The organism is Geobacter sp. (assembly GCF_030834625.1).
Classification (GTDB): Bacteria; Desulfobacterota; Desulfuromonadia; order Geobacterales; family Geobacteraceae; genus Geobacter.
The window spans coordinates 37,308-49,376 of sequence record NZ_JAUQXO010000021.1 but is presented as its reverse complement, the minus strand read 5'-3'; the positions used below and the strand labels follow the sequence as shown (position 1 = coordinate 49,376).

10 protein-coding genes and 1 rRNA gene are annotated in these 12,069 nt (G+C 62.4%); 4 read left to right on the top strand and 7 right to left on the bottom strand.

The features are described 5' to 3' along the window. A 5S ribosomal RNA gene (rrf, locus tag RCH91_RS05515) occupies positions 1 to 96 on the top strand; the annotation flags it as partial. A 166-nt stretch (positions 97 to 262) separates the two neighbouring features. Here rrf and cysN read toward each other — a convergent pair. The 7 genes from cysN to rpoH form a co-directional block, all read right to left on the bottom strand. Continuing rightward, a complete protein-coding gene (gene cysN, locus RCH91_RS05510; protein WP_306533600.1) occupies positions 263 to 1,927 on the bottom strand; it encodes a sulfate adenylyltransferase subunit CysN in 1,665 nt (554 codons plus the stop codon). Then, positions 1,927 to 2,919 (bottom strand): sulfate adenylyltransferase subunit CysD, encoded by a 993-nt coding sequence (cysD, locus tag RCH91_RS05505; RefSeq protein WP_306533601.1) that lies wholly within the window; start codon positions 2,917 to 2,919, stop codon positions 1,927 to 1,929. Before cysD ends, cysN begins: the two co-directional genes overlap by 1 nt. Continuing rightward, positions 2,852 to 3,559, bottom strand: a complete 708-nt coding sequence (locus tag RCH91_RS05500; protein WP_306533598.1) for a phosphoadenylyl-sulfate reductase — start codon at positions 3,557 to 3,559, stop codon at positions 2,852 to 2,854. The genes cysD and RCH91_RS05500 overlap by 68 nt, the downstream gene beginning before the upstream one ends. A gap of 19 nt (positions 3,560 to 3,578) precedes the next feature. Continuing rightward, on the bottom strand, positions 3,579 to 5,024 hold the full coding sequence (locus tag RCH91_RS05495) for a DASS family sodium-coupled anion symporter (RefSeq protein ID WP_306533597.1): 1,446 nt from the start codon (positions 5,022 to 5,024) through the stop codon (positions 3,579 to 3,581). Next, a complete protein-coding gene (locus tag RCH91_RS05490; protein WP_306533596.1) occupies positions 5,024 to 5,809 on the bottom strand; it encodes a hypothetical protein in 786 nt (261 codons plus the stop codon). Before RCH91_RS05490 ends, RCH91_RS05495 begins: the two co-directional genes overlap by 1 nt. A gap of 293 nt (positions 5,810 to 6,102) precedes the next feature. After that, positions 6,103 to 6,849 (bottom strand): molybdopterin-synthase adenylyltransferase MoeB, encoded by a 747-nt coding sequence (locus tag RCH91_RS05485; protein ID WP_306533595.1) that lies wholly within the window; start codon positions 6,847 to 6,849, stop codon positions 6,103 to 6,105. Positions 6,850 to 6,960: 111 nt separating this feature from the next. Next, a complete protein-coding gene (gene rpoH, locus RCH91_RS05480; RefSeq protein WP_306533594.1) occupies positions 6,961 to 7,800 on the bottom strand; it encodes an RNA polymerase sigma factor RpoH in 840 nt (279 codons plus the stop codon). Between the two features lie 224 nt (positions 7,801 to 8,024). Between rpoH and RCH91_RS05475 the strand changes: the two genes are divergently transcribed. The 3 genes from RCH91_RS05475 to clpB all read left to right on the top strand — a co-directional run bounded on the left by RCH91_RS05475 (position 8,025) and on the right by clpB (position 12,026). Beyond that, on the top strand, positions 8,025 to 9,098 hold the full coding sequence (locus tag RCH91_RS05475; RefSeq protein ID WP_306533593.1) for a branched-chain amino acid aminotransferase: 1,074 nt from the start codon (positions 8,025 to 8,027) through the stop codon (positions 9,096 to 9,098). Positions 9,099 to 9,180: 82 nt separating this feature from the next. Then, complete coding sequence (locus tag RCH91_RS05470) at positions 9,181 to 9,345, top strand: hypothetical protein (protein WP_306533592.1); 165 nt, start codon at positions 9,181 to 9,183, stop codon at positions 9,343 to 9,345. A gap of 86 nt (positions 9,346 to 9,431) precedes the next feature. Beyond that, the gene (gene clpB, locus RCH91_RS05465; RefSeq protein ID WP_306533590.1) at positions 9,432 to 12,026 is read left to right on the top strand and encodes an ATP-dependent chaperone ClpB; all 2,595 of its coding nucleotides are present in this window, start codon (positions 9,432 to 9,434) and stop codon (positions 12,024 to 12,026) included. Positions 12,027 to 12,069 lie beyond the last annotated feature (43 nt).

Genomic DNA, 12,069 nt, shown 5'->3' with positions numbered 1-12,069 from the left:
GTCACACCCGTTCCCATCCCGAACACGGAAGTTAAGCCCCTCTGGGCCGATGATACTGCACGGGTAGCTGTGTGGGAAAGTAGGTCGCCGCCGGGATTTTATTACAAAAAGCCCCGCTCTCTTAAATGAGTGCGGGGCTTTTTGTGCGTCACTACCTCTTTTACGGGCAGACTCTCGCGCTATTCTCCAATCTCAGCGAAAGACTGGATGCAAAAAAAGGTGGTCCCATTGATGGGACCACCTTTTTTAGGACTAAGGCGTGCTAGATCCCGCCTTGCTCGAAATTCTGGGAGTGCGGCTCCGGCCCACTCTTGAAAAGAATAACATTGACTCGATCGCGGTCCCGGCCGAACTCGAAGACGAGGTTGTGCTTGTAGGCCATCTGGGCAACCGGTGCCAGCTGCCCCACGTCCCGAAGTCTGAAGAGGACGCGGTTCCCCTTGCCGAGGTGGTCGAGGAAGCTCGGAGAAACCTCAAACTCGATCGGCCCCCATTCCCGTGTCAGGTCAGCAACCCCCATGTCCGTGCCACTGACGGAACCTTCGCTCAGGATGAATCGCCGGGGGAGGAATGCGCCTTCATCGGTACCCGCTTCCGCCAGTTGAGCCTCCGGCAACTCAAGGGGGGCGGCGGCGATCACCATGCCTGCAGCCACAGTAGCATTGCTGAACCGGTCGATGAGGATAAAACTGCCGGTTTCACGGTTTTGGCGGTAGGGATCGAATGCCACCGCGCGGTCCAGTTCTAGGCGGACCACACCGATGCCGTTGAGCTCCAGCGTCGGCACCTGTCTCTGTTCCAGTGTGTTGACGTCCACCGCGTACTGGACACGGGTGACCCGGCCGGGGGTCACGGCTGTGGCGGTTTTAACGAGGTATACCTGCCCTGGTACCAGGGGGGTGTCATGGAGCCAGACCAGGTGGGTCTCCGGGTGCCGGGAGAGACGCGGCGGCGCATCGGTTGATGTCAGCATGTCGCCACGGCTTATGTCGATCTCGTCGGTGAGGGTCAGGGTCACCGCCTGGTCGGCCACCGCCTCCGGCAGGTCGCCCCCCATGGTGACGATCCGTGCCACCCGGCTGGTGCGACCGGATGCGGCGACCCGCACCTCATCCCCCGGTCGGACGGTACCTGCGGCGATGGTACCGCAGAAGCCTCGGAAATCGAGGTGGGGACGGTTCACCCACTGAACCGGCAGCCGGAACGGCTCAGTCGCGCGATCCTCGGCGACCTGCACGGTCTCCAGGTAGCTCATGAGGGTGAGGCCCTGGTACCAGGGGGTGCTGCTGCTCGCCTCGATGATGTTGTCGCCGTTCAGGGCCGAGATGGGGATGGCGGTGATGGAGGCGAACCCGAGGGGAGCCGCAAACTCCTCGTAGTCGCGCACGATGGAGGCGAATCGTCCCTTGTCGAAGTCGATGAGGTCCATCTTGTTCACTGCCAGGACCACGTGGCGGATCCCCACGAGGGAGACCAGGTAGCTGTGGCGCCGCGTCTGGGTCAGGAGCCCCTTGCGGGCGTCCACGAGTATCACCGCCACCTGGGCGGTGGAGGCGCCGGTGACCATGTTGCGGGTGTACTGCTCGTGGCCGGGGGTGTCGGCGACGATAAACTTGCGCCGGTCGGTGGAGAAGAAGCGGTAGGCCACGTCGATGGTGATCCCCTGCTCCCTCTCCGCCTGCAGTCCGTCCAGCAGCAGAGCGTAGTCGATGGCGCCTCCCTGGGTGCCGACCTTCCTGCTGTCCGCCTCCAGGGTCGCCAACTGGTCCTCGAAGATCATCTTGGAGTCCCAGAGAAGCCGCCCGATGAGGGTACTCTTGCCGTCATCGACGCTGCCGCAGGTGATGAAGCGGAGCAGCGACTTTTCCTCCTGGCTCTTGAGGTAGGCGAGGATATCCTTTTCGATCAGTTCAGATTGGTGTGCCATCAGAAGTACCCCTCCTGCTTTTTCTTCTCCATGGATCCCGCCTGGTCGTGGTCGATGAGTCGACCCTGGCGCTCGGAGGTGCGGGTCAGGAGCATCTCCTGGATGATTTTGGGGAGGGTGTCGGCCGTCGACTCCACCGCTCCGGTGAGGGGGTAGCACCCGAGGGTGCGGAACCGAACCGACTTGTATTGGACCGTTTCGTCCGGCTTGATGTCCAGTCGGTCGTCGTCCACCATGATCAGCATGCCGTCCCGTTCAACCACCGGCCGGACGGCGGCATAGTAGAGCGGCACGATCGGAATATTTTCCAGGTGGATGTACTGCCAGACGTCCAGCTCGGTCCAGTTGGAGAGCGGGAAGACCCGGATGCTCTCCCCCGGCTTGATGCGGGTGTTGTAGATATTCCAGAGCTCCGGGCGCTGGTTCTTGGGATCCCAGCGGTGGTTGGCGCTGCGGAAGGAGAATATCCGCTCCTTGGCCCGTGACTTTTCCTCGTCCCGGCGGGCACCGCCGAAGGCGGCGTCGAACCGGTACTTGTCCAGGGCCTGCTTCAGCCCCTCGGTCTTCATGATGTCGGTGTAGAGGGCCGAGCCGTGGGTGAACGGGGAAACCCCCTGCCTCACCCCCTCCTCGTTCACATGGACGATGAGGTCGAAGCCGCATTCGGCCGCCATCCGGTCGCGGAACTGGATCATCTCGCGGAATTTCCAGGTGGTATCCACGTGCATCAGGGGAAACGGTGGCGGCGCCGGGTAAAAGGCCTTGCGTGCCAGGTGCAGCATGACCGCCGAATCCTTGCCGATGGAGTAGAGCATTACCGGGTTGGCAAATTCGGCCACCACCTCGCGGATGATGTGGATGCTTTCGGCTTCGAGCTGCTGCAGGTGGGTAAGATTGTCGTTCATTTCTGTAGCTCCTTGTTCCTCATCTCCGGTGCAGGCCGCATTCCTTGTGCTCGGGGTTCTCCCACCACCAGCGGCCGGCCCGGGGATGCTCCCCCGGGGCCACGGGGCGGGTGCAGGGGGCGCAGCCGATGGAAGGATACCCCTGCTTGTGGAGCCGGTTCACCGGAATCCGGCGAGCTTCCGCGTACTCCCAGACCTGGGCCTCGGTCCACTCCAGAAGCGGGTTGATTTTCAGTATGCCGCCATTGGCCTCGTCGATTTCGATGGGGGCGAGGCCGGTGCGGGTCACACTCTGCTCCCGGCGCAGTCCCGTGACCCAGCCGGCGAGCCCTTTCAGCGCCCGGCCGAGGGGCTCCACCTTGCGGATGTGGCAGCACTCGTGACGGTTCTCCAGGGACTCCCGGAAGGAAAAGGTCCCTTTCTCCCGGAGGAGCTTTTCCACTGCCTCCTGGCGGGGGAAGAACCACTCGATGGCGATCCGGTAGCGTTCGGCGAGGGCGTCGGCCACTTCGTAGGTTTCCTCGTGAAGCCTGCCCGTGTCGAGGGCGAAGATGCCGATGTCGAGCCTCAGTTCGGCGATCATGTCGATGATGACCACGTCCTCCACCGAGAAGGAACAGGCGAGCTTGACCGGGCCATCGGCTACGTTCATGCCGATCCGCAGGATTTCCTGTGGGGAGGCATCGGCTGGGATCGAGGGAAGCTGTTTGGAGGGATGTTCGCTCATGGGTCCTTCCTCTGTTTCGTTAGATGGTGAATCCGAGCAGGGGCCAGACGAACCGGGCCGATGCCAGGAAGAGGAGCCACGAAATGGCCATGATGATGCTCCCTGGCACGATCATCTCCCGGCTCTTCAGGAAGCCCGAGGAGAAGACAATGGCGCTTGCCGGCGTCCCCATGGGGAGGCAGTAGGCAAGGCCTGCCGGAAGCGTTATCGCCAAGGTCATCACCCGGGGATCGATCCCCATGGACTTGGCGAGACTTATGCCGATGGGGAAGAGGATGGCGATGACCGCCGCGTTGCTGATGCATTCCGTGAGGAGGATCGAGATCAGGGAGATGACGGCGATGAGGATGAACGGTGAATCGGTGAGACCGGCAAGCCCCTTCTGGGCGAGCCAGGCCGCCGCGCCCGTCTTTTCCAGGGCCGTTGCCAGGGCGATGGCCCCGCCGTACATGAGGATCACTCCCCAGTTGACGTATTCCTCGATGGTCTCCCACGAAACGACGCGGCAGGCGAAAAGGACCGCTGTACCCAGGATGGCGATGGGGGCGAGTCCCAACTTTTTGCCGAAGAAAGCCCAGCCGAGAATGGTGAGAACCGTCACCACCGCCACCACCATTTCGCCGTAGCCCATCCGTCCCGCTTCAAGCCGCTTGCGGTTCAGGAATCTGATGCCGTCCTCCACGCTGTCGATATCCTGGGGGAAAATCCTCAGAAGGAGGATGAACCCGACCACGAGAAGGGGGAGCACCAGCGGCAGGGCGGCGAGGGTCCACTCGGCGAAGGAGAAGTCGAGGCCGGTGTTCTCCCGGAGCATCCCCACCGCCAGGGGCGCCCGTGCACCGCCCAGGAAGGTGGCGATCCCCCCGATCACGCACCCCCAGCCGATCCCCATGAAGAGGAGCTTTCCGTAGCTCCGGTTCCGGCCAAGCCCCAGGCTCCCGGCGATCTCGGCCACGATGGGAAACATCATCGCTGCCACCGCATGCTCGCTCATGCAGAAGGAGAGAATCGCGCTCAGGAGGTAGACCGTGAGAGCAAGCCGCTTCGGGGTCCTGCCGAAGGTGGCCAGCATCCCCCGGGCGAGGCGGGCAGAGAGCCCCGACCCGGTCATGGCCGCCGCGATGATAAAGGCGCCCAGGATGAAGAATACCGACTCGTTCCCGAAGAGGGCATAGGTCTTCTTCGCCTCCATGATCCCGAGAAGCGGCAGCATTGCCATGGCCAGGAGCGACGTCACGGCCATGGGGAGAAGCCCCGTCACCCAGAGGAAGATGGTGGCGCCGAACAGGACCAGGGCGTGGTATCCCTGAAGCGTGAGTCCTTGCGGTGGATTGAGGTTGAAGAGCACCGCACCAACAATAAGAAGCCCTGCCAGAACCTGGTAGCGGACGGTCCGGTCCGCGAGGATCAGCCAGAGGGGGCGCCGGTCAATCTTCAGCGGTTTGTCGAAGAGTGTCTGGTCCATCAGAGTCCCGCCGATTCGAACGATTCTTCCACCTGACGCACCCGCAGGGCGCGGCGGAAGTCAGACGCGGCCAGGAGCCGCCGGTCGCGCATCCGGTCCATGAAGCCCCGCAAAGCACCCCCCTGCTTTGGCTGTACGAAGGGTGTTGTGAGGGCAATGAACGGCAGGAGCGGGGCGACGGTTACCTTGAATGTGCGCCACTCCGTTGCCAGCTTCGTGTAGGCTGCCGTCGCATCTTCAATTCCGCAGCGGTTTGTCTGTGATGGGAGATGCAGCAGCGGAACGATGCCGCGGGCGAGAAGGTGGCCGATCTCCGTGAGGGTAGCCTCAAGGGGCTCTTCCCCCAGTACAAGGGTGGAAACCACCGTCCAGCGCGGGAAGATCGCCTGCGCGCTCTGCAGCGAAGCGAGACGGCTCTCCCGATCCGTTCGGTCGAAAGAGGTCAGGGGGATATCGATGATGTCAACGCCGGCAGCATATACCCGTTCCAGGATTGGCGCGGAAGCAGGGTAGTCCATCTTTCCCAGGATATGGGCGCTGAAATTCCTCTTGATGAGCCGCGCCAGGGTTTCACCGTTGGAGAAAGTGTCCGGGGCGCCGAAGCTGAGATGGAAAAGTTCGGCCGGGGCAAGGCAGTGGCTGTCGAAGAGAGTTTCCAGGGTCTCCTGGGCAGGGAGCTCTCCCCCAACCATAAAGACATTCCCGTCGCGCCGCAGATCCTTGGGGGTTAAGGGTTTGGCAGGATCACTCAGGAGTTTCTGGAGTTTTGTATCGTCTACCACCATTGGTGAGCTCCCGATTGTCTGTACCTGCGGTTGTTAGTTATACTTACGAGGGATTTTTTAGTTTGTTGATGCTAAAAGTATGGTTGGATTTTTGTGTATTTCATTATTTTTGTCAAGAAATAAAATCGATGCATTGTTGAGCTTGTTTGTGTGGTTTTAGGGAATGCACAAGTCTTCGTATTTGTTTAAGGATAAACATTCTGCGGAAGATGTCGCACGGCCATACCTATGGTGACAGTGTACCATGGATTGGCAAGTTTGAAGGGGCAGGGCTTGGAGGGGGGCGCCTGCGGCTAGCCGCAGGCGGGGCAGGAGGCCTTTTTCTTGATGGGGATTTCGCGGAATTTCAGCGCCAGGGCGCCGTAGGTGAGAAGGCGTCCCGTGAGGAGTTCGCCGATGCCGAGGAGGTATTTGATTGCCTCGGTGGCCTGGATGGTGCCGATGACGCCGGGGAGAACCCCCATGACACCGGCCCGCGAGCAGGCCGTGGCCACCTCGTCGCTCTCCGGCGGCTCGGGGAAGATGCAGCGGTAGCAGGGGGATTTCCCCGGCAGGACGGTCATGGTCTGCCCGTCGAAGCGGAGGATGCCGCCGTGGGAGAACGGCTTGCCGGCGGCGACGCAGGCGTCGTTGATGAGGAACTTGGCGGCGAAGTTGTCGGTGGCGTCGATGACGAAGTCGAAGTCGGCGATGATGTCCGCGATGTTCGATGCCTCGATCCGCGTCTCGAAGGGAATGACGGTCACGTCGGGATTCATGGCCGCCATCTTTTCCTGGGCAGAGACAACCTTTGGCCGGCCCAGGTCGGCGGTGTAGTGGGCAATCTGGCGCTGGAGGTTCGAGAGTTCCACCCGGTCCGAATCGGCGATGCCGATAGTGCCGACGCCTGCGGCCGCCAGGTAGAGGGCGATGGGGGAGCCGAGGCCGCCGGCGCCGATGACCATGACCTTCCCCGCCAGGAGTCGCTCCTGCCCCGCCTCGCCGACATTTTCCAGTATGATGTGCCGCGCGTAGCGTTCGGATTGTTCTGCGGTGAACATGTGGGTTTTCTCCCGACACCAAGGATAGTTTCTTGACGGTAATACTAAAAAAGCCCCGTCTCGTCAAGGCGGGGCTTCAGGTTTCGCTAAAAGGGCTTATGGGCAGCAGGGTTACACGGTTATGGGAGCCAGATACGCCTTGATTTTCTTCAGGGCACCTTCTTCGATCTGGCGGACCCGCTCCCGGGAGATAGAGAAGTGGTCGGCGATCTCCTGGAGGGTGAGCGGTTCATCGGCCGTTACCCGCGTCTCGATCACGTAGCGCTCCTTCTCGTTGAGACGCTCCATGGCCTGGGCCACCTGGCCGTGGAGAAGGGACGCCTCCTGCTGCTCCGCCAGGGCCTCCTCCTGGTTCTGGCGCTCGTCGGCAAGGGTTTCCAGCATGGTGAGCCCCTCTCCGGCCACCAATTCGGCGTCCAGGGAGTAGTCGCCCCGCATCCGCTGGTCCATCTCGAGCACCTCCGACTCCTTCACATCGAGGGAGAGGGCGGTGGCTTCCGCATCGTCGCCCCCGGTCAGGCGGCGGATGGCGTTCTTGGCCTGGTTCAGTTTGAAGAAAAGCTTCTTCTGGGCCTGGGTGGTGCCGATCTTCAGGAGGCTCCAGGCGGAGATGATGTAGTTCTGGATGTAGGCCCTGATCCACCAGACCGCGTAGGAGATGAGGCGGATACCCTTGTGGGGGTCGAATTTGCGGACCGCCATCATGAGCCCGATGTTTCCCTCCTGGATCAGGTCGAGCATCTTCATGCCGTAGGACTTGTATTCGCCGGCGATCTTTACGACGAAACGGAGGTTGGCGGTGATGAGGCGGTGGGCGGCCTCCAGGTCCTTTTCTTCAAAGAACTTTACGGCGTAGAGGCGCTCCTCCTCGGGGGTGAGGACGGGGAATTTCCTGATTTCCGCCAGGTAGAGGGTGAGGCTGTCGGCAACAACGGGGAGATTCATGGTCATGAATCGTGTCCTCCTGTCGCAAATGTTGGTAGTGGATTAGCACTCGGTTTGCCTGAGTGCTAATAAGCATAGCAAGTGGAAAACGAAAAATCAAGGGGTTGGATTGACTACTGTCCGCAGCCCATGCCGGGCAAAACCCCTTGCCCCCTCCTGTATTCCTGTGATAAACCGTAATGAGTTTCCTATCACGACGCACTGCGCCGAATCAATGGAGGTTCCAGCAGATGGAGATCAGAATCGTGCCGCTCCCGGAGGACCGGAAAAAGCCCAAGTACACCGATGAATCCCAGCTCGGTTTCGGCAAGCTCTTCACCGACCGGATGTTCATGGTCGAGTGGAAAATGGGCCAGGGGTGGGTCGATGCCCGCATCGAACCCTATGGCCCCTTTTCCCTGGACCCGGCCTGCTCTGTTCTTCACTATGCCCAGGAGATCTTCGAGGGGCTCAAGGCCTACAAGTGGGCCGACGGCACCATTACCCTCTTCCGGCCCGAGATGAACGCCCGGCGGTTCAACCACTCCGCCGACCGGCTCTGCATGCCCGAAGTGCCCGAGGAGCTCTTCATCGCCGGTATCGAGAAGCTTGTTTCCCTGGAGCGCGACTGGATTCCCACGTCGGAGGGGACCTCCCTCTACATCCGCCCAACCCTGATCGGGGTGGAGCCGGCCCTGGGGGTAAAGCCCGCGGACCACTACTACTTTTACGTGATCCTCTCGCCGGTGGGGGCCTACTACGCCGCCGGGTTCAACCCCATCAAGATCATGGTGGAGGACCGCTATGTCCGTGCCGTCCCCGGAGGGACCGGCGAGGTCAAGACCGGCGGCAACTACGCGGGCTCCCTCAAGGCCGGCCTTGAGGCGAAGAAGAAGGGGTACGACCAGGTCCTCTGGCTCGATGGGGTCCAGCGCCGCTACATCGAGGAGGTGGGGGCCATGAACATGCTCTTCGCCTACGGCAAGACCATTGTCACCTCCCCCCTCACCGGCACCATCCTGAACGGCGTCACCCGCGACTCCACCCTGAAGCTGGCCGCGAGTCTTGGCTACACCATCGAGGAGCGGCTGATCGACGTGAACGAGCTGATGGCCGACATCAAGGCGGGCAAGGTGACCGAGGCCTTCGGCAGCGGCACTGCCGCGGTCATCAGCCCGGTCGGCGTCCTCGCCTACAAGGGGGAGGAGTACACGGTGGGGAACGGCGGCGTGGGACCTATCACCCGCCAGCTCTACGATACCCTCACCGGCATCCAGACCGGCCGGGTTCCCGACACCTTCGGCTGGACCCGGAAGATCGCCTGATGGCAGCGGAACAGGCGGCGGAAACGCCGCCTTTTCTTTTTGCCCCACTTTCTGCTACCATGGGATACGTTTTGAGGTGCCCATGAAGCGAAACAACGATGTGAACAAACTCTGTCTCTCCTGCCGCCGCCACTGCAAGCAGATGGCCGCAGCCGTCATCTCCTCCTGCCCCCGCTACTATCCCGGCCCGAAGATCAAGCGGGAGAACTGGAAGCAGATGGAGCTGGACCTCCTTTCCTCCCCCTGACATCCTTCACAATTCATTTTCCCCTTCCTTGACTTCCCCCCCCGGTGTGCCTATGTTTTCCTTGTAACACGAAAGGAGAACGCCCCATGATCAGACCCGAAAAGATGACCATAAAGACCCAGGAGGTCCTGGCCGGCGCCCAGCAACTGGCCGCTCGGCAGGGAAACGGCGCCATCGAGCCGGAGCATCTCCTGGCCTCGCTCCTGGAACAGGAGGGGGGGCTCGTGGCCCCGATCCTCCAGAAGGTGGGGGCTGCGCCGGCATCCCTGCGGAGCGCGGTCGACGCGCTGGTGAAGAAGCTCCCCCAGGTGAGCGGCGCCATGGCCCAGGCCTACCTCTCCCCCACCCTGAACCGGATTCTCGACGGAGCCCAGCGGGAAGCCGACGCCATGAAGGACGAGTTCGTCTCCACCGAGCATCTCCTCCTGGGCTTTTTCGCCGAAAAACAGTGCGCGGCTACCCGGGCGCTTCTCGATGCCGGCGCCACCCGGGAGAACGTACTGGCTGCCCTGGTGGAGATCCGGGGCGGGGAGCGGGTTACCGACCAGAGCCCCGAGGACAAGTACCAGGCTCTGACCAAGTATGCCCGGGACCTGACCGACCTCGCCCGCCAGGGGAAGCTTGATCCGGTCATCGGCCGCGACGACGAGATCCGGCGGGTGCTCCAGGTCCTGTCGCGGCGCACCAAGAACAACCCGGTCCTCATCGGCGAGCCGGGGGTGGGGAAGACCGCCATCGTGGAGGGTCTCGCCCAGCGGATTGTCTCCGGTGACGTCCCCGAAACCCTGAAGGAGAAGCGGCTCGTGGCCCTCGACATGGGTGCGCTCATCGCCGGCGCCAAGTACCGGGGTGAGTTCGAGGAGCGCCTCAAGGCGGTCATCAAGGAGGTGGCCAAGTCCGAGGGGAAGGTGATCCTCTTCATCGACGAGCTCCACACCCTGGTGGGGGCCGGGGCCGCCGAGGGGGCCATGGACGCCTCCAATATGCTGAAGCCGGCCCTGGCCCGGGGGGAGCTCCACTGCATCGGCGCCACGACCCTCAACGAGTACCGCAAGTACATCGAGAAGGACGCGGCCCTGGAGCGGCGCTTCCAGCAGGTCTACACCGGCGAGCCGAGCGTGGAGGACACCATCGCCATCCTCCGGGGGCTCAAGGAGAAGTACGAGACCTACCACGGCATCCGGATCAAGGACAGCGCCATCATCGCCGCCGCGACGCTTTCGGACCGCTACATCACCGACCGCTTCCTTCCCGACAAGGCCATCGACCTCATCGACGAGGCTGCCTCGCGGCTGCGGATCGAGATCGACTCCATGCCCATGGAGATCGACGAGGTGGAGCGGAAGATCATCCAGCTGGAGATCGAGAAGCAGGCCCTGCTCCGGGAGCAGGACCCCCACGCCCTGGAGCGTCTCCAGAAGCTGACGGACGAGCTGAATGGGCTCCAAACCCAGGCGGCGGAGCTGAAGGTCCACTGGCGGCGGGAGAAAGAAAGCATCACGGGACTCAGTGAGCTGAAGCAGCAGCTTGAGGAGAAAAAGGAGCAGGCGAAGAAGACCGAACGGGAGGGGAACCTGGCCCGCACCGCCGAGATCCGCTACGGCGAGATTCCCGCCATCGAGAAGGAGATGGAGGAGAAGAAGCGGCAACTAGAGGCGCTCCAGAAGGAAGGGAAGATGCTCCCCGAAGAGGTGGACGGGGAACTGGTGGCCGAAATCGTTTCCAAGTGGACCGGCATCCCGGTCTCCCGGATGCTGGAGGGGGAGGCGGACAAGCTCGTGCACATGGAGGATCGGCTCAAGACCCGCGTGGTGGGCCAGGACGACGCCCTCGTGCTGGTGGCCAACGCCATCCGCCGGGCCCGGTCGGGTCTCTCGGACCCCAATCGCCCCATCGGCTCCTTCCTCTTCCTGGGCCCCACCGGGGTCGGGAAGACCGAGACCGCCAAGGCCCTGGCCGAGTTCCTCTTCAACGACGACCAGGCCATCGTCCGCATCGACATGAGCGAGTACCAGGAGAAGCACACCGTGGCCCGGCTCATCGGCGCTCCCCCCGGCTACGTGGGGTACGAGGAGGGGGGGCAGCTCACGGAGGCGGTCAAGCGACGGCCCTACTCCATCGTCCTGTTCGACGAGATTGAGAAGGCCCACGCTGAGGTGTTCAACGTGCTCCTCCAGGTCCTGGACGACGGCCGGCTCACTGACGGCCAAGGGCGGACGGTGGATTTCCGCAACACGGTCATCATCATGACCAGCAACCTGGGCTCCCAGTGGATTCAGCAGTACGGCGCCAGTGACTATGCCCGGATGAAGCAGATGGTGACCGAAACCCTGCGGGAGAGCTTCAAGCCCGAGTTCCTGAACCGGATCGACGAAGTGGTCATCTACCACGCGCTGCCGCTGGAGCGTATCAAGCAGATCATCGACATCCAGGTCCAGGGTCTGAAGAAACGCCTCGCCGAGCGGCACATCACTCTGGAGATTACGGACAAGGCACGGGAATACCTGGCTCAGGAGGGGTACGATCCGGCTTACGGAGCCCGCCCCCTTAAGCGGGCGATTCAGCGCAAGGTCCAGGACCCGCTGGCCCTCATGCTCCTCGAAGGGAAGTTCGGGGAGGGGGACACCATCCGGGCTGACCTCTCCCATGGCGGAGACGGCCTCGTCATTACGAAAAGATAAGATCTCGTGTGCTCCGAGTTTCTGTGGCGGGCATCCCTTCCGG